Origin of the sequence: Paenibacillus sp. 32O-W (assembly GCF_007679495.1) — a bacterium.
GTDB lineage: Bacteria > Bacillota > Bacilli > Paenibacillales > NBRC-103111 > Paenibacillus_L > Paenibacillus_L residui.
In genome coordinates, this window is record NZ_VEGP01000011.1 from 64,123 (window position 1) to 82,645 (window position 18,523).

Consider the following 18,523-nt stretch of genomic DNA (forward strand, 5'->3'; position numbering starts at 1 on the left):
TCCCTCTTTAGCCTTCTTTAACGTTATACTTTGACCGGTCAGTATAATAATCCCAAGGCGAGACGGAAGAACCCCACCTTCATCGACTGCCCCGGAACGCTCCTCATGTGAGCCTTGACAACTCTCAAAGGAATCCAGGGCTTTGATCCAGGACTAACCCGTTTCCTTTATACAGCTATGCCGAAGGTTTCTGCTTTATGGTAGCTTCCTCCGGCTCGCTGTTACCCGTGTGGAGTAAAATAACAGCACGGAAGCACGCTGTGCCTATTTTTCCTTAATCAAATACCAACGGCCAAGCAATGCCTCGATTCAGTTACTCGGTCCGACTGTCCCGGAGGTTTCTTTCCTCTTCGGCCAATGCCCTGCGCAGTACTTTGCCTACGAGCGTCTTCGGCAGCTCCGTGCGATATTCATAGACACGGGGGACTTTGTACGAGGCTAACCGTTCTCTGCAAAATTGCTCCAATTGCTGCTCCGTCGCCTGCTGACCTTGACGCAGAACGACGAACGCCTTCACCGTCTCTCCCCGGTATTCATCAGGAATCCCAATGACGGCCGCCTCCTGGACCGCAGGATGCTGGTATAAGACCTCCTCAATTTCACGCGGATAAACCTTAAGGCCGCTCGCATTGATCATTTCCTTCTTGCGATCGACAATATAGAAATAACCGTCCTTATCCATGTAGCCCATATCACCGGTTGCAAGCCAGCCGTCCTTGAGGACGGATGCCGTTTCTTCCGGTTGGTTCCAGTACCCTTTCATGACCTGCGGTCCCTTGACCAGCAGCTCACCAATCTCACCGGGCTCGGCGGGCTCTCCGTTATCCAGCATGATAACCGCTTCGGTATCCGGCCATGGAATACCGATGCTGCCCTGCACTCTCCTCCCCCATATCGGGTTCGCGTGAGTAACGGGCGATGCTTCCGTCAACCCGTAGCCCTCCACGAGCCTTCCGCCGGTCAATTGCTCGAAGGTTTGCTGAACCTGCAGCGGCAGAGGCGCAGATCCGCTGATGCAGCATTCGATAGAGGAAAGATTATAGCGACTTAATTGAGGATGATGAATAATACCGACGTACATGGTAGGTGCTCCGGGAAACAAAGTAGGCTTTTCTTTATCAATCAGCTTCAGCAGCATGCCGGCTTCAAATTTGGGAACCAGCAGCATTCTGGCCGCCAGATATAACCCCAAATTCATACAAGTAGTCATCCCGTATACATGGAACAAAGGCACCGCCGTCAGTATCGTTTCCTGACCTTTGCGGATACGGTGAATCCAGGATGCGCACTGGATAACATTAGCGACCAGATTTTCGTGTGTCAGCATCGCCCCTTTGGCCGTTCCCGTCGTTCCTCCTGTATACTGGAGAACGGCTACATCCTCGGACAAATCGACCTCTGTCCTGACCGGCTTCGGAGAGGAGCGCGCCATCAATTGCTTGAACATCCGAATGTTCTCCTTTTCCGGGTCAAGCCGTCTGCCGGCTCCTTGCTTTTTTTGCACCAGGGGATACAGCATATTTTTCGGAAAAGGCAAATAATCCTGTATTCCGGTTACGATGATGTTATTCAAAGCTACCGATTGCGAAGCCTTCTTCACTCTCGGATAAACCAAATCCAGACAGACAATCGTCTTGGCTCCGGAATCCGTCAGATGCCGTACCAGTTCCCGTTCAGTGTACAAAGGATTCGTCTGAACTACCGTGCCCCCCGCAAACAATATCCCGTAGTAACCAATGACATACTGGGGAACATTGGGAAGCATCAAGGCTACCCGGTCTCCCCGCCGAATCCCGAGATGGATCATCGCATTGGCAAAACGGTAAGCGGAATCGAGAAGCTGGCGGTAAGACAGCTTCTTGCCCATGAACAGCACAGCCTCATGGTTCGGATAATGTTCGGCTGCCTCCAGTAAAAAATCGGTTAAAGCGACGGACGGATAATCGAGCCGCTGCTGTACTTCCGGTTCATAAGAAGATAGCCACGGTCGGTTCGTCATGTTTAACCACCTGCCTCCGGTTAATCACTTTACGTTGCCAGCATTTCTCTAAAGCGCTCGGTCAGAAGAGGCACGATTTCGAATAGGTCGCCGACAATTCCGTAGTCTGCAACTTGAAAGATAGGCGCTTCCGGGTCCTTGTTGATCGCGACGATCACCTTGGAATTGGACATTCCCGCCAAATGCTGGATGGCTCCGGATATCCCGCAAGCGATATAGAGGTCCGGGGTGATCACTTTCCCGGTTTGCCCGATTTGCAATGAATAATCGCAATACCCCGCATCGCAAGCACCGCGTGATGCCCCGACGGCAGCTCCCAGCACATCGGCCAATTCTTGGAGCGGTTCGAAGCCTTCGGCGCTTTTGACGCCTCTTCCGCCGGAGATCACAATCTTGGCTTCGCTCAGGTCAACCCCCGCCAACGATTTGGAGATTACTTCCTTGACGACGGTCCGCAAATCTTTAATATCCACGGCAAAAGGAATTTCCCGGCAGCCGTGGGAGCTCTGGTGCTCCTCCACCGGAATATTGTTGGGGCGAATCGTGACAAACCATTTCCCCGCGGCAAATCTCCGGCTTTCGAACGCTTTACCCGCATAGATTGGCCGTATGAATACGGGTTCTCCGTCCTTCCATTCAAGGCCCGTGCAGTCGCTGATCAGCCCACAGCCCATTCGCGCTGCGGCTCGAGGCGCCAAATCTTTACCGATCGCGGTATGCGGCAGCAGAATGACATCCGGATCATCGTGAACGATCAACTGCGTAAACGCTTGGGTATAGCCGTCCGGGGTGTACCGGTCTAATTCGGCATGCTCCGCCAAGTACACCTGGTCCGCGCCATGCATGGCCAGCTCAGCCGCCAGCGGCTGATGACCCTGCCCGAACAAAGCGGCGCTGATCCGGCCTCCTTCCGACAACCGCCGCGCGGCCGTCAGCGCTTCGAAGGTCACATTACGAAGCTTCCCATCCTTGACTTCGGCAAGAACAAGAACCGATCGTTCCATTCCATACCTCCTTATCCAATCACTTTGGCTTCGTTCCGCAGAAGATCGGCCAATTGCCGTACCTGCTCCTCCGCTGTCCCTTGCAGAATACGGCCAGGGGGCTTCTCCGGGGGAAGCCTTTGTTCGACCCTATGAGTCTTGGGCTCCGCTTCCTCTTTAGCCAATCCAAGCTCTTCCGCCTCAATAACGTCTATTGGTTTTTTCTTGGCTTTCATAATTCCAGGAAGAGACGGATATCTAGGCTCATTCAATCCTTGCTGGGCTGTGATCAGGAGAGGCAGGGAAGCTTCAACCACCTCAATATCCCCTTCGACATCCCTTTCCACCACTGCCTTGCCGTCTTCTAACCTAAGCTTTACCGCTGTAGCTATATGAGCAATTCCCAGCTCTTCCGCCAGTCTCGGTCCCCCTTGCGAAGCCCCGGAATCGATCGCCATTTGTCCGCAGAGGATCATGTCGTACTCCATGGACTTGATGACTGCCGCCAGCTTCCGTGCAGATGTGTATTCGTCATTACCGTTCAGTTCTTCGCGGATATGAACTGCCCGGTCAGCTCCGACCGCCAAAGCGGTGCGCAGCGCGGCCTCTACACGGTCAGGCCCGAGACTGACCGCGATCACCTCTCCTCCGAACTGCTCCTTCAGACGGATCGCCTCTTCCAGTGCATATTCGTCATAAGGATTGATGACAAATTTCACTCCCTCTTCCGACACGGCCCCGTTGTCCAGCGTTATCTTCTCTTCCGTGTCAAACGTTTGTTTGATGCAGACGACCGTTTTCATAGCTCCTCCTTCCCCTTTTGCAAACTTGTTTTTGCCCAATAACCGCTTGAGCCGGCTGCTCTTCAGGGTCCCCCTTTAATCCTATGGGCGACAGCTTGCCCGACATTCCGCTAATCTCCGACATCGTCGGCCACTTTTCAAGACAAAGTGATGGCGCAAACTAATCTGATGATTCGTTTTAAGGAGATGGTTTGGAGTTTGGAGTTTGGAGTTTGGAGTTTGGAGTTGGGGAGTTTTTGATAGATCACTTATTGATGATTTGTCCGCTTGTTTCTGATGACTATTGGTTTTTCGATGTTCGGATTTTAGTGGATTGTTGGTCTTCGCTGAGGTGACTGAGGCGGATGGATGGGTTCCTGGGGTTATTTGGATAAGTTCAGTGCTTGAAATTGATTCGGGGTTGGTTACGGATTTTACACCAGGCAAAGCTGCGTTCGATCTTTTTGTGCCGGCTCTTATCTCTTTCAGTGTCCTTTTGGCTGTTATCCCCTCCACTCAGCTCTCTTTCGTATCGGGCCCTATCTCTCTTTCAGCGTCCTTTCGGCTGTTATCCCCTTCGCTCAGTCTTTTTCATATTGGGCTCTATCTCTCTTTCAGCGTCCTTTTGACCGTTATCCCCTTCGCTCAGCTATCTTTCGTATCGGGCCCTATCTCTCTTTCAGCGTCCTTTTGGCTGTTATCCCCTTTGCTCAGACTTATTCATATCGAGCCGCATCTCTCTGTCTGCGTACTTTTGACTATTATCCCTTTCGTTCAGAAAATTTCTATGGAGGGGTGCCTCCGATTTGTTGTGGGGGTGTGATGCGATTTTATGGTGGCCAGGTGTTAGGTCGGATGTTTCGGACCTGTGGGAGGAAAATCGAATTTCTGAGGGCGCTGTTTCAGTTTTCTGGAGGGTAATTCGGATCTCGAGGAGGGATACATATTTTTAAGGAGAGACGATTCGTGCCTGTTCAATAAAATGAAAAGAGGAGTCTGATGGAATCTTTTCATAGAAGCATTCTGAGTCAAGGGGATAACAGTCCAAGGAACCGACAAAGGAATAAATGCTCGAACATCAGGAGTAATGTCTTTCTAGGTTACTCTCAATGTTACTCTTTCCCAAACGGATTCCTGATTCAACGGGATAACAGTCCAAGGCCCTCACATCGAGATAAATAAGCAAACATCGGAAGTGAAATCCTTCCTTTGGTTACTTCAATGCTACTCTTCCCAGATAGATTCCTGATTCAATGGGATAACAGTCCAAAGGTATGTGTAAAAAGGAGCTGGGATCGAGAAATCCGAAATCCTGCTGAGAAAAAATAAATACCGTCCGGATAAACGAACGGTATGACGTAAATGATTCCTTCTGTCCCTTATTGTGATGGTTGCAATTTCACTAATTTCTCCATATTTCCCTTATACATTCAATATCTTCTACCACTATTATGACCCAATCCTTATTATCAGCACACTTTAAGAAGCCATCCAATATAAAATTTCCGCGAATATCTTATGTACTCGGTACAAACACAAACTTAACGCAACGATCTCCCGCTGCCTCGCGTGTTTTGTTTATGAACCGACCCGATGCGAGCATGCCGGTTATTCGGCAACCGCTCGAGCCTGGACGGGCAAGGATACTTCAACGACCGTCCCTTCGTCAATTTCGCTATAAACATTGACAGTCCCGTTATGCGCTTCAATAATTTTGTAGCTCAACATCAGGCCGAAGCCAGATCCTTTCTCCGATGGCAAATAATAAGGCTCGCCCAGCTTATCCAGCCTCTCTTCCGGAATGCCGGGACCATCGTCTTTAAACTGGATGGATATCCGATCCGGACTGCTTAAGCAGACGGAAACTTCCAATGTTCCTCCGTTAGGCATTGCCTCGATTCCGTTCATCATTATATTCACGAAGGCTTGGATCAACTGCTCCGCCTCACAGTGGATCGGAGGAAGGTTCGGCTCAATCTCCGTCATCATTCTGACCTTGTTATGAATCGCCTGCGGCTTCAAGCGGTCCACGGCCTTCCAGATTAAATCGTAAATTTTCCTCCGTTTAAACTGAACGGAATGCGGTTTGGCCAGGAGCAGAAATTCATTAACTATGAAATTTATTTTCTCGATTTCAGACTGCATGATATCAAGATACATTTGATTATCGCTATTCTTGGTGCGCATTAAATGCAGGAAGCCCTTAAGAGAAGTGAGCGGGTTTCGAATTTCATGAGCAACGCCGGCGGCCAGTTGTCCGGCAACCGATAGCCTTTCCGATTTTCTCAGGCGCTCTTCGTTTTTCTTGCGTTCGGTAATATCCACCACAGTACCTATCCAGGCGGGCTTTCCCCGAAACATAATACAAGCTCCATGGCCCTCTAATTCCAAAATGGAGCCCCCGTACCTTGTCCCGCGACACTGGAAATGCATGTTCTCTTCCCATTCCGTTACCTTGTCTAATTTCAAGTGATCCGCAGGATACATAAACTCCTTCAAATCGCGCCCCAACAGTTCCTTCCTCGGATAACCGAACATTTTTGCAAAATGGGGATTAATATAGATCAATTGTCCGTTCTGATACAAATATACGCCTACTTGCGCCTTCTCCACCAGCTTATGGTAGAGCGCTATGTCCCGCTCGGGAATGTCCGATAACTCCTGGGAACGCAGTTCTCGTGGGTGAATTAACCGCATACGGGAGGAATTGCGATGGGGCCTGCCGCCTCGCAGGAAGGCCACTCTCCTATGCTCCGAGCTATTGGTCTCTTGAGAAGGAAAGGCAATCTTGACTTTCTCTATAGGTTGTACAGAAGGGGTTCTGAGGTCTGCCTCTTCTTGTATACAAGCACTGTATTCCTTAGAATCGGGAATAAACTGGAATAAATAAATTTCAGGTTCGGAAGCTGTATTCTTCATCACGGACAGGTGCATACATATTCGAACTTGCTTTCCGTTCATAAGCATCCATACCAGTTCCAGCTTTGCACTGTCTGTTTTTCCGTTATACAGATCGAATAGACGGCTCTGGATGATCGGCCAGGTATCCGGCTGAAAATGCTCCTGTATCCTCGACGAAACGAGCTTGTGTTCACTCTCTCCTAATAAGGTGCTTAAAGGAGAATTAATGGCAAGCCACTTGCCGGACAAGTCGACAAGTGCCATTCCGATATTGGAATGGTAGAATATATGGCGAAAGCCGCCGCTGAACGACCATATTGAGGGTCGGTCATCTACATCCAGCTTATGTTCTGCCGCCTCTTGATCGTCTATCATATCTTTTACATAATGATTTTCACTCAATGCTATTCCTCCGAACTAATGGAATCCAAGTCATTCCAATAACGGAATATTACTACATAAGAAGTTAATCTTCTTTACAGCGTTAATACGTAAAAAGTATCTTATTGGCTTAACTGCCTTTAGGCTCGTTTTCTATCTTCTTGCATGCCGGCCTAATCCCTCAGAAGACGGTTGCTACAGAAAATATTTGAATGGTTTGGGTTCTATCATGGTTGTTCCGGATAGCGTGATCTCACCATATGGTATTCCAAGTATGAATAAAATTCAATCATGTTTAAGACCCTTTAACAGGTATACTTGTATACAAGACTGATCATCTTATACTAGTTTAGTGATGATACCTGTAAGAAGCAAGACTGCTTTCCAACATTCTCCAACATTTTTCACAATTAATGCCTTTATCGGAGTTTTCATAAGCAGAGACGAAAAAATCTATTTACTTGACTACAATAATAAGTGTATAATACAATGTTTGGGTTACTTTCTTTACATTTAAAACAAGGTGGTGCTTATTGATGAGCAAGGATCTATCCTATCGTATCCTGCTATATTATAAATACGTAAACATTCCCGATTATGAGCAATTTGCCGCAGACCATCTTCAGTATTGCAAGGAATTAGGGGTCAAAGGAAGAATTTTGGTAGCGGAAGAAGGCATTAACGGGACCGTCTCGGGAACCATTGCCCAAACCGAGAAATATATGCAGGATATGCATAATCATCCTCTATTTAAAGACATGGTGTTTAAAATCGATGAAGCGGAAGGACATGCCTTCAAAAAAATATTTGTCCGTCCCAAAAAAGAGCTCGTTACCTTCCGTCTGGACAAAAACCTCGATCCTAACCAAATCGGCGGAAAACGTTTATCACCGGCCAAGTTTTACGAGATGCTGCAGAAGGAAGATGTCATTGTCCTCGACGGACGAAATAATTATGAATACGATATCGGTCATTTCCGTAATGCCATTCGCCCGGATGTGGAATCGTTCCGCGAATTCCCGGAATGGATCCGCAACAATCTTGCGCAGCATAAAGACAAGCCGATCATCACCTATTGTACAGGGGGAATTCGCTGTGAGAAGCTTACCGCATTCATGATTGAGGAAGGGTTTCAGGACGTTTCCCAACTGGATGGCGGAATTGTGACTTACGGCAAGGATCCTCAAGTGCAGGGCCGGCTGTTTGATGGGAAATGCTACGTCTTCGATGAGCGAATCTCCGTCCGTATCAATAACACGCCTGAGGATGTTGTGATCGGGCGCTGCCACCACTGCGGCAAACCGGAAGACCGTTACATTAACTGCGCCAATGATTTTTGTCATCTGCAGCATATATGCTGCGAGGAATGTGAAGAGCTTCATCACGGGTTCTGCTCCAAGGAATGCGAAGAGAAGGAATGGAGCCGCTGCGAATCTTGATTATCCTTTCATTTCTCGTCATACCATCAATATAGAGAAAAGGCATCTGATCGATTGTTCGGATGCCTTTTCACGTTGTCCCTCATTCTTTTAACGAGCCCAGCAATGCCCCTTTAACGAAGTATTTTTGCAGGAAGGGGTACACTACCAGTATCGGTATAGTCGTAAATAAGATGACACCCGCCTTCATCATTTCCGGGGTCGCTTCCATAGCTACCTCCACCGCTGCGGGTGCGGCCCCTCCCATATCCTGCTCCAGAATTAGGCTGCGCAGCACAAGCTGAAGCGGGTACAGCTCTTTGCTTCGGATGTAGATCAAGGCGCCGAAATATGAGTTCCACATTCCGACTACGTAAAACAGCGACAAGGTTGCGATCACCGGCTTGGAGAGCGGAATGGCAATCCGCGCATAAATTCCATATTCGCTGCAGCCGTCCATCTTGGCCGCATCGAACAATTCGGAGGAAATCCCTTGCAGGAAGGTCTTCATAATGATGACCGAAAAAGCGTTGAGCGCCCCGGGAATGATCAAGGCCCATAAAGTATTCTCCATTCCCAACGATTTAATCAATAAATAGTTAGGGATCAACGGCGAGGTGAATACGAACGTAACAAGGATGAACTTCAGAATCCATTTGCGGCCGGGCATAATGGACCGGGATAGCGAATAAGACAGACTGGTGGTCAACAGCAAAAAAATGAGAGTCCCCATCAAGCACATATAAATACTGATTCCCAATGCGCGCCACAGCGTATCCATACCGAAAATTTGTTCATAAACGGACAAATTAAAGCCCTTCGGCCATAAATAAACGAGTTTGGCATTGGCATAGACCGGCGAGCTCAAAGAAATCGCAGCCAGATGGATTAACGGAGCGATCATTGTTAAACAGGCTAAAATCAGGAAGAGCCCGTTAACGATGGGAAAAACCCGGTCCGATTTTGACAGATTCATGGCGCTCCTCCCCCTTTAATAAATACTTTCACCGGTCGTTCTTCGGCTTAGCTGATTCAGGAACATGACCAGGCTGAGTCCGATAACGGATTGAAACAAACCAATCGCCGTAGAGAAGCTGAATTGGGCACTTAACAGACCTACCCGGTAAACATAGGTGTCGATCACTTCCCCCACTTCGCGGTTTAACGGATTCAGAAAAATAAGAACCTGTTCGACGTTGGCTTCCAGAACACTTCCTACTCTCAGCAAGAACAGGATGATAATGGCAGGCAGCAACGACGGCAGCGTAATATTCCACATTTGCCGCCACCTTCCGGCTCCATCCACCATGGCGGCTTCGTATAAATTGGGATTAATCCCCGATAAGGCAGCCAAATAAATGATCGTTCCCCAGCCAATTTCTTTCCAGATAGAAATCGTAATGATCAGCGGCCGGAAATATTGCGGATTGCCGAGAAAATCAACGCGACCCGCTCCCAGCCTCTCCAGCCATTGGTTGACGATCCCTCCATGGTCCAAGAGATTGATGAAGATTCCCCCTACAATAACCCAAGAGAGAAAATGCGGCAGGTAGAGTAATGTTTGAACCGGACGCTTGAACCACATCGTCCTGACTTCGTTCAATAGCAAGGCCAGCAGGAGCGGCGCGGGGAAGCCGAAAATAATTGAGTAAAAGCTCAGCAATATCGTATTGCGCAATATATTGAAAAACTCGTCATAAGTAAACATCGCAATAAAATGCTTTAAGCCGACAAAATCACTTCCTGCAAACCCTTTGAACAAATTGTAATCCTGAAAGGCAATCCAATTACCGGCAAGCGGGATATATTTGAAAATGAGAAAATGTAATATTCCGGGCAGCGCTATAATCAGGAGGGCGATCCGATCGCCTTTTATTTTTTGCATTCCGCAACCTCCTATAGGGTCAGTGGAAAATAAATTTATCCAATGGCATGGACTCGTTTGTACGGAAGGCGGCCGGCCCGAGATAACGGCACAGCCGCCTGATTGACCTTTTGAAGGCTTCGGCAATCCTCAGCCCTTTATTTCTTGTGGAAGCTGTGGTACCAGTCCGTAGCTTCCTTGATTGCCGCGTCCCCGCCGCGCCTCTTCCATTCGCTTACGAAATTGTCGAACGCTGCGTCGACATCTTCCTTGCCGGTAATGACCTTGGCGAACATATCCAGGAACAGTGTGCCGGAATTCGTGCCTACCGCCAGTTCGGGATGCGTCTTCAGCGATTCGAGAACCGGCATATGAAGACCGTCATTAGGCGTGCTGCTGTTCTTGGCAATCTCTACCCCTTTCTTCAGAAACTCCGCATCAGGGTGAGCTTCAATCAAGGATGGGAGCATCCTTCCATCGCCGCGGGGGTTGATGGACAGTTGATAGAAAATGCTGGCGTCGTTCTCGTAATTTGCCGGAGTTTTGGGATCCCACTTCACTTTGCCGTTCTCTTCGGTGTAATTGACATCCTTGATGCCGAGGGAGAAGAAGGTCTCCGCCTCATCAGACCATGCCCAGTCGATAAACTTGATGATTTCCTCCGGGTTCTTGACCTTGGACGGAATGACCCAGACGAAATAAATCTGATCGCTTTGGGCCGTAATGCCGCCTCCTTTAGGCCCTTGCGGAGGCATAATTGCGCTTAGCTTGACCTCGGGCTGATTGACGAAATTTTCGGGCTGCCAGTTAGACATATAGTTGATTATGTCGTGCATCCACAGGCCGGCTTTGCCCTGCTTGATTCCGGCTTCCCAATCGGCACTCTTGTTGGTAAACAGGTTCGGGTTGATATAGCCTTTGTCATACAGCTCCTTCCAAAATTTCAAGGCATCCTTCATTTCCGGAAGCACCATGCCGGGAATGAGCTGGCCGTCCCGGTAATACCATTGGTTAGGGGAGGCACCGAACTCACGGAAGAAGACGTCCGAGAACTGAAGATTCTCCCTCACATAAAAGCCGTATTCATCATTGGGATCCCCGTTACCGTTCAGATCGTTTGTTTTCACCGCTTCAAAGAAAGCCAAGAACTCATCCAGTGTCTCGGGCACCTTCATCCCCAGCTTATCTAACCAGTCCTGGCGGATATACATCACTCGGGAAGCCGGCAGAGCGGACAGGGCAGGAATCCCGTAAATTTTACCGTCTCGGCTTACCCGGGTGCTTTCCCACGCCTCTTTCGGAATTTTACTCTTGATATTGGGGCCGTACTGGTCGATCAACGGTCCCAGTTCATGGAATACTCCTTGCTGCAGCGCCCCGGGATGCATCGTGGAATCGATGGAATCGGTCCGGATTAAATCAGGCAGATCCCCGGAGGCAAAACGTACCGTCAATTGCTGGATATAATCGTTGCCATGGCCCAGAAACTCGAATTTCAGATTGTACCCGGACAACTCGGACAGCTTCTTCACATAGGGATCATTATCCTTGAGCTGCATGGCATATTTCGCATTGGAGTGGGATAACAGGATGTGAATATCCTTATTGACCGCCTCCCCGCCCGGGCCGCCCCCGCTTGCCGGCTTGCTGCCGCAGGCGGACACCATGGCCGCCGCAGCCACTAGCGCGCTGACCGATACAGCCAGTCTTTTGCTTATCGTCTTCCCCATTGTTGTAACCCCTTTCATTCTTTAGTATGGTGGAATCCGCGCTGAATCTCTGCGTTGTGAGCCTACTCTAACCTGTTTCGGTTTGATCAGGCAATAATCACTTTTTTCAGACGGACGAAAATATTGATAAATGCCCGGCAAATAACGATAAATGCCCGAAATCATTGAAATTTCGGGCTAAAGCTTAATCGTTCCTCGCATGTTTGCGGTATTCTCCCGGGGGAACGCCGCTGATCTGCTTGAAGGTTCTCGAGAAATTCTGCACATTCGTATACCTCAGCCGCTCGGCAATTTCCTTGATGGACATGTCGGTATACTCCAGCCATTCCCTCGCCTTCTTCATCCGGTATTCGATTAAATACTCGCTAAAGTTCTTTCCGGTCTCTTCCTTGAAAATCCGGCTAAGCTGTGAATCGGACATCTGGAAGGAATTCGCAACCTGCTGAAGGGACAGGTCGCTGTCGAAGGAATCATGAATAAATAAAAGGGTTTGTTGGGCAATTTTTTTCTGCTTTGATCCGGAGTCGGTCTCCAGTTGTTTCACAATGGACGGAAATAACTCATTGCTCATCCACTTCCGCAAATCCTCCAATGTCGTGAAGCTGTACAGCGTCTTGTACGGAGGGTAGTCAAAAACATCATGAAGATCCTCCTTGATTTCATGGAAAACATACTCCAGCTCTCCAAGTAAATAAGAGAACAAGCCCATCACGGTTTCGGACGACTGCGCATATTGAGGGATCGCTTCGACCAATTGCTGCAAGTCACGGTTAGCTCCATTCAGATCACGCTGCACAAGCGAATGGACTATCTGCTTATGCAGCTGAAAAATCTGGCGGCTGGAAGTTCTCACGGACGGCCCGATATCATCGTCACTCAGGGTCACATTATTGCCCAGAAGCAGCCTGTAATTCAACAAGGTCAAAGCCTCCTGATAACTGCTTGTCAATCTGGAATAATCCCTGCAGGCCGGACTGATGGAAACGCTGACAGTAAACGGAAAATACCGGCCCACATTATGTCTTACCTGATCGGCCCGTTCTCTCACCGCAGCTTGAAATTCTTCATTCGGCATGTCGCTGCCGATCATGATAACGATCTGGCCCTGCTGAGAGGTGAATACGATGCAGGGCAGCTTCTCCGCAAAGGTCTCTTCCGCTACCTTCTTCAATGCATAATGAATAAGAGGCAGCTCCTTCTCTCTATAGGCTTCCACCCATTGTTTATACTCGTCCACGGCAGCAATGCAAACCTTGAATAAAGCCCCCTTCAACGGCAGGTCCCATTGCTCTACCTTGGCTCGCATTTCCGCCTCCGTTATTTCCCCCCACAGAAGCTGCTGGAAAATCCCTGCCCTAAGATCGGGGATCTGTTCCTTCAGCTTGTCCTTAAGCTCCCCGTTCGTTCTCAACATATGCAGCATGAAAGAGTCCAGAGCTTGCAATTCGTCCCTATGCTTGTCCTCCCATTTGCCCTCTCCCGAAATCGTTTTTAATAGCTTCTCTATGGGATGATAGAACCTGCGCGAACCGATTAACGCAATCATGACGGAAAGCAGGCCCATGGCACCCATAATGCCCCAGGTGAACCCCCGGATGGAATCGGCTTTGCGGGTTAAATCGGCCTTGGGGATCATCAGGATGTAGGTCCAATCATTAAGGCTTGACTTCAGAGATGCAACCTGATACTTTTCCCCATCCAAGGCAATCTCCATCGTATCGGGAGGCTGCTGCCACCATTCGTGCATACCGGGGCTGCCGCTTAAGCGTGTCCCAATGTCTTTCTCGTTCCGGCTGACGATGACTTTGCCCGACGGGTCGACCACATACAATCTACGGTTGTCTTCCAAATTGAGCTTGTCGACAAACTGCAGAATTTCGCTAATACTGACATGGAGTATGATCACTCCGTCAGTATAATACGTATGCAGCGGTATCGGCCGGAACAGCAGCAAATCCTCCTGATTCGGATAAGTACGCGGTGTAATAATAAAGGAGGAATTGTATTGGGGCTTCTCGCTGTCCATCATTTGGTTGAAATACTCAAAAGAAGTTTTGGCCAGGTCGGAGTAAACCATTTGGTAGCGCTTACTAATCATTGAAACTTCAAAACGAATGGAGGAAAAGCTCTTCTGCTTGCGGATGGTTTCAATCATCTCGAACGATTGATTGACATTATCGGCCGACAGGCCTTCATTCACCGATTTTTCCAGAGTTAAATTAGAGGAAAGGCTGATGGAAGCAATGTTCAGGTTGATGATAAAATCGTTGAGCTGATTTTTGATTTGATTCAAGACCATTTGCTGAGTATGGTCCACTTCCTCCTGAATGACCTTGGTAACCCGATAGGAAGCGGCAAATCCAATGAGAAAAACCGGCAGAATACTGATCAGCAAAGAATATACCATCAGCTTTCTCTTGTAGGAAAGTCTTGCCAGGAACGTAAAGAAAGGATTCAAAGTTTTCCCCCCGAATGACATGGAAGAGAGGCCAAGCCTCCCCATTCATTTTTTCTTTAAGTCTATCTATTTGGATGGATTTGTCAACGGATACTGAAGCTGACCTTTCGTGGCATATTTTATGAAGCTCTTGGAATAATAACCGTAACTTCAAAGTATAGGAATGGTGGTTATGGTAAATACGGGGAAAATTTCCTTCATTCAAGCGGCTTCCATCATCATGCTTACTGTCGGATTGACCAACCACGTAATGATTATCCCTATTCTTCTGGATGAAGCGGGGAGAGATTCCTGGATTTCAGTCATTATAGCCTCCCTGGCCTACATTCCTATCATCATTTGTATACATTACATAATCAAAAAAAACGGGCAAATGTCGATCAGGGACTGGCTCAGCGATCGTTTCGGCCGTTGGGCCACCTGGCCTTTCTTACTTATCTTCATAGTATATTTTGTATTCATGGGTGCCTTCACTCTCAAAGATACGAATACATGGACTATCTCTTCCTATCTTCCGGGAACCCCCTCGTTCGTCCTGTCACTTTCCGGTCTGCTGCTTTGTTCCGTTGCGGCTTATTCCGGCCTTCAGGCCATCTCCATCACGTCGGGAATGCTTCTGCCGATCGTCATTCTCCTCGGTTTCTTCGTCATGTCCGCCAATTTCGAGCACAAAGATTATAATTATTTATTTCCTCTATTCGAGTATGGCTGGACACCGTCTTTGCGCGGGGCTTTCTTCGTGCTCTCCGGATTTAGCGAAATCGTAATTTTGCTGCTTATACAGCATCGTCTGCGCAGGAAAGTCAAGCTATGGCACATCCTTCTGCTCGCGATCATTCTGGCGTGGCTAACGTTAGGTCCCACCATGGGATCGATTGCCGAATTCGGGCCGGGCGAAGCGGCTAAGCAGCGCTATCCCCCATTCGAGCAATGGAGGCTTGTCAAGGTTGGCCGATACATTGAACATCTCGACTTTTTCTCTATTTATCAATGGTTGACCGGCGCTTTTATCCGGATCAGCATCACCCAATTTCTCATTCTGGAACTGTTGGACGTCCGCAAGAAGCTGGCACGAGTGATCGTTCTTTTCGGCTTAGGCGTCATCACATTTTTTATATGTGAACTGCCCTATAGCGACCCCGTATTTCTATCGATTTTGAAAAATTATTACTACCCATATTCGTTCTTTATGATGATATCGGTCATCCTTATTCTAACTTTGCTGGCGAGCTTGTCGCGAAGAAAAGGAGCAGGCAAACATGAAATGGATTCCAAAATGGATGACTCCGCCGGACACGCAATCCAGGAGCGGAGCGAAGGCAGCTACCCACTGGAATGAACAAAAGATCCGAAAGATGTTCTCCCATTGTGACGATGTTCAATTTCAATATTATCAGTTCGGTAATCCTCCCGTGCAGTCGGCTGTTTTGTTCGTCTTCTGCGAGGTCATGACAGACGAAAAGATGATTAATGAGATGGTGCTCCCCTCTTTGCAGGACTTGCATGCTTTAACACATTTTCGAAGCGTGGAACAAATCCAGCGGGAGAAGAAGCTGGAGCTGAGCGAAGAGAATGACTCCTCTGATGCCGATCTGGCTGGCAAAGTGTTCGAGGGCAAGCTGCTTATTTATTTTGTAGACAATTCCTCCTTGTTTTCAGTGGATGTAGCCAAAATTCCCGACCGGCAGCCGGAAGAGTCCAATGCGGAAGTTTCGATTCGCGGGCCGAAGGACGGTTTTGTGGAAAATATTTCAGTGAATTTGGCCCTGATCCGTAAGAGAATTCGCAGCAATAGCTTGGCCTACGAAAAATATATTATCGGCACCCGGACGATGACTAAAGTAGGATTGCTTTACATACAAGATGTTATCAATCCTCAACTGTTGGAGGAAGCCAGAAAAAGATTAACGAGCATGAACATCGCGGGGCTTTACAGCACCACCCAATTGGAATCGATGATTGCCGATTCCAGCTTCTCCATATTTCCATTAATGGGGTATACGGGGAGACCCGATTTTGTAGTCGAATGCCTGATGAACGGACGGTTTGTCGTGCTTGTCGATGGAAATCCTTCGGCAGTTATCGCCCCATCCGATCTGATGCTCCAATTAAAAACGGCGGAGGATACGCACTTTACATTCCTGAATGTTGCCTTCGGACGGCTGATCCGCTTCATCAGCTTGTTTGTAACGCTGCTGCTGCCGGGGTTTTATATTGCTCTGCTGACCTTCCACCAGGATCAGATTCCCTTTATGCTGCTAGCCACGATTACTTCATCGCGAATGGGGATTCCTCTGCCGGCTGCACTGGAAATGTTTCTTACTCTCGCCCTGCTTGAATTGTTCCGGGAAGCCGGGGTTCGGCTGCCGTCGGCCATTGGGCAAACGATAACCGTTGTCGGCGGATTGATTATCGGGGATGCGGCTATCCGGGCGGGCCTGTTCTCCCCATCCATGATTGTCATAGGGGCCATCACGGCAGTGGCCGGCTCCACTCTAGTCAGCCAGGCTCTGTCCGGGACGCTGAATGTATTACGACTGATTATTCTGTTCGCCTCTTCCCTGCTTGGAATGTTCGGCTTCCTGTTTTCATTCTTTGCTCTCGTCCTGTATTTGGCCAACCTCCGTTCGTTTGGGGTTCCTTATCTGGCCCCGCTATCGCCGCCTACTTTCCGGGACATCCCGGAATCTGTTCTGCGGATTCCATGGAGCCTGCGCAAGAAACGTCCGCAATATCTGAAGACCAAAAACCAATCGAAGCAAGGAGAGGGATCTTCTTGAAAAATACGGCAGGGAGAAGAGTCCGGCTAATGCTCTGCCTTGTCATGATATCGATCATGCTAAGCGGCTGTTGGAATTACCAGGAGCCTCAGAGCTACAGCTATATTAGCGCTTTGGGCCTGGAGTACGTAGATAAGGAATACATTACCTATGCCCAAATATTGGACTTCTCGAGTATTGTCAGGCAGGAAGGCGCCTCGGCGTCCCAGCCTACGCCTATTTACATAGGAGAAGGGAGAGGGCGGACCATTACCGAAGCGATGAATCAATTATATTCCACTTCGCAGAAGCAAATATTATGGGGACATATTACCGCCTTGGTCGTTTCGGAAAATGTGCTTAGACATGGAGTGGAAGAAGCTCTCGATTTAATCAACCGTTACCGGGAGGTGCGGTACAACACTTGGGTGTTCGGCACCAAACAGCCCATTGAAGAATTATTCGCCTCCACTCCCCTTTTCAATGCGAACGCTCTGGTCTCCATCCTGCATGAGCCGGCAAATACCTATAAGCAAAGATCCATTATTGAACCGGTTTATTTATACCGTTTCATCCAGAGATACCGGGAGCCTGGGGAAACGAGCTATCTCCCTTCATTGACAACCAATACGAATCATTGGATCAGCAGTGAGAAAGACAAACTGAAGAAGCACAAGCTGCTTCAAGTGGACGGCGCCTATTTCATCCGGTCGGACGGCTCGTTGGCCGGATGGATCAAAAATCATGACCTGTTTGGCATCCAATGGCTTAACAGGCATACGGCACGTGCCCCCGTGACCCTTTACAGGGATAATGATTTGTTGGCTGTAGTTGTATTGACTAGGCCCATATATGAGGTTGAAGCCTCATTTCATGACCATAAGGTCTACTTTAACATCGAAGTCAAATTGAAGGGAATCGTTAATGAATTACACGAGAACATCTCCTCCGCCGAGCTGGAGAAAGCAACGGAAGAAGCCATCCGTTCACAGATTAGAAGAACTTTCGATGAAGGGATGAAAATACGTGCGGACATCTTTCGTCTGGGGGAAGTTGTCTACCGGGATCATTTGTCCAACTGGAAGAACATACGGGAAACCCGGGATCTGGTCGTGGAACCGGACAGCCTTAAACAGATTAAAGTGAAAGTTAACATTAGATCAAGCGGCAAGTACAAACTAAGAACGTGAGGTTTGGCCGATTCCCGCGGATGCGTAAAATCCCTACCAACATAAAAGGCCGCTGACG

The 18,523-nt window shown here is 48.5% G+C and carries 12 protein-coding genes; 4 read left to right on the forward strand and 8 right to left on the reverse strand.

The features are described from left to right. Positions 1–313: 313 nt before the first annotated feature. The 4 genes from FS806_RS06810 to FS806_RS06825 all read right to left on the reverse strand — a co-directional run bounded on the left by FS806_RS06810 (position 314) and on the right by FS806_RS06825 (position 7,067). Positions 314–1,999, reverse strand: coding sequence for a long-chain-fatty-acid--CoA ligase (locus tag FS806_RS06810; RefSeq protein ID WP_144933829.1), 1,686 nt, complete (start codon positions 1,997–1,999; stop codon positions 314–316). Positions 2,000–2,028: 29 nt separating this feature from the next. Further along, complete coding sequence (locus tag FS806_RS06815) at positions 2,029–3,003, reverse strand: electron transfer flavoprotein subunit alpha/FixB family protein (protein ID WP_144933830.1); 975 nt, start codon at positions 3,001–3,003, stop codon at positions 2,029–2,031. Positions 3,004–3,014: 11 nt separating this feature from the next. Next, positions 3,015–3,785 (reverse strand): electron transfer flavoprotein subunit beta/FixA family protein, encoded by a 771-nt coding sequence (locus tag FS806_RS06820; protein WP_144933831.1) that lies wholly within the window; start codon positions 3,783–3,785, stop codon positions 3,015–3,017. Between the two features lie 1,587 nt (positions 3,786–5,372). Beyond that, positions 5,373–7,067, reverse strand: a complete 1,695-nt coding sequence (locus FS806_RS06825; RefSeq protein WP_144933832.1) for a PAS domain S-box protein — start codon at positions 7,065–7,067, stop codon at positions 5,373–5,375. A 515-nt stretch (positions 7,068–7,582) separates the two neighbouring features. Here FS806_RS06825 and trhO point away from each other — a divergent pair. Beyond that, positions 7,583–8,485, forward strand: coding sequence for an oxygen-dependent tRNA uridine(34) hydroxylase TrhO (gene trhO, locus FS806_RS06830; RefSeq protein ID WP_144933833.1), 903 nt, complete (start codon positions 7,583–7,585; stop codon positions 8,483–8,485). Between the two features lie 82 nt (positions 8,486–8,567). Here trhO and FS806_RS06835 read toward each other — a convergent pair whose 3' ends face one another. The 4 genes from FS806_RS06835 to FS806_RS06850 all read right to left on the reverse strand — a co-directional run bounded on the left by FS806_RS06835 (position 8,568) and on the right by FS806_RS06850 (position 14,465). Then, positions 8,568–9,440 (reverse strand): carbohydrate ABC transporter permease, encoded by an 873-nt coding sequence (locus FS806_RS06835; protein WP_144933834.1) that lies wholly within the window; start codon positions 9,438–9,440, stop codon positions 8,568–8,570. A 15-nt stretch (positions 9,441–9,455) separates the two neighbouring features. Further along, positions 9,456–10,349 carry an ABC transporter permease gene (locus FS806_RS06840; RefSeq protein ID WP_144933835.1) on the reverse strand — a complete coding sequence of 298 codons (894 nt, stop codon included), beginning with the start codon at positions 10,347–10,349 and terminating at the stop codon, positions 9,456–9,458. A gap of 137 nt (positions 10,350–10,486) precedes the next feature. Beyond that, complete coding sequence (locus tag FS806_RS06845) at positions 10,487–12,058, reverse strand: extracellular solute-binding protein (RefSeq protein ID WP_186328236.1); 1,572 nt, start codon at positions 12,056–12,058, stop codon at positions 10,487–10,489. A 184-nt stretch (positions 12,059–12,242) separates the two neighbouring features. Continuing rightward, a complete protein-coding gene (locus tag FS806_RS06850; RefSeq protein ID WP_222126602.1) occupies positions 12,243–14,465 on the reverse strand; it encodes a helix-turn-helix domain-containing protein in 2,223 nt (740 codons plus the stop codon). A 214-nt stretch (positions 14,466–14,679) separates the two neighbouring features. On the opposite strand from FS806_RS06850, the gene FS806_RS06855 reads away from it, so the two are divergent. The 3 genes from FS806_RS06855 to FS806_RS06865 are packed head-to-tail and all read left to right on the forward strand — an operon-like array spanning position 14,680 to position 18,465. Then, positions 14,680–15,855, forward strand: coding sequence for a GerAB/ArcD/ProY family transporter (locus FS806_RS06855; RefSeq protein WP_144933838.1), 1,176 nt, complete (start codon positions 14,680–14,682; stop codon positions 15,853–15,855). Then, complete coding sequence (locus FS806_RS06860) at positions 15,776–17,296, forward strand: spore germination protein (protein WP_144933839.1); 1,521 nt, start codon at positions 15,776–15,778, stop codon at positions 17,294–17,296. Before FS806_RS06855 ends, FS806_RS06860 begins: the two co-directional genes overlap by 80 nt. After that, complete coding sequence (locus FS806_RS06865; RefSeq protein ID WP_186328239.1) at positions 17,293–18,465, forward strand: Ger(x)C family spore germination protein; 1,173 nt, start codon at positions 17,293–17,295, stop codon at positions 18,463–18,465. Before FS806_RS06860 ends, FS806_RS06865 begins: the two co-directional genes overlap by 4 nt. The last annotated feature ends 58 nt before the right edge of the window (positions 18,466–18,523 follow it).

Excerpts from the sequence above, each read along its gene's own strand:
- FS806_RS06810 (WP_144933829.1), bottom strand. The coding sequence starts at position 1,999 with ATGACGAACCGACCGTGGCTATCTTCTTATGAACCGGAAGTACAGCAG.
- FS806_RS06815 (WP_144933830.1), bottom strand. The coding sequence starts at position 3,003 with ATGGAACGATCGGTTCTTGTTCTTGCCGAAGTCAAGGATGGGAAGCTT.
- FS806_RS06820 (WP_144933831.1), bottom strand. The coding sequence starts at position 3,785 with ATGAAAACGGTCGTCTGCATCAAACAAACGTTTGACACGGAAGAGAAG.
- trhO (WP_144933833.1), top strand. The coding sequence starts at position 7,583 with ATGAGCAAGGATCTATCCTATCGTATCCTGCTATATTATAAATACGTA.
- FS806_RS06835 (WP_144933834.1), bottom strand. The coding sequence starts at position 9,440 with ATGAATCTGTCAAAATCGGACCGGGTTTTTCCCATCGTTAACGGGCTC.
- FS806_RS06840 (WP_144933835.1), bottom strand. The coding sequence starts at position 10,349 with ATGCAAAAAATAAAAGGCGATCGGATCGCCCTCCTGATTATAGCGCTG.
- FS806_RS06845 (WP_186328236.1), bottom strand. The coding sequence starts at position 12,058 with ATGGGGAAGACGATAAGCAAAAGACTGGCTGTATCGGTCAGCGCGCTA.
- FS806_RS06850 (WP_222126602.1), bottom strand. The coding sequence starts at position 14,465 with ATGGTATATTCTTTGCTGATCAGTATTCTGCCGGTTTTTCTCATTGGA.
- FS806_RS06855 (WP_144933838.1), top strand. The coding sequence starts at position 14,680 with ATGGTGGTTATGGTAAATACGGGGAAAATTTCCTTCATTCAAGCGGCT.
- FS806_RS06860 (WP_144933839.1), top strand. The coding sequence starts at position 15,776 with ATGAAATGGATTCCAAAATGGATGACTCCGCCGGACACGCAATCCAGG.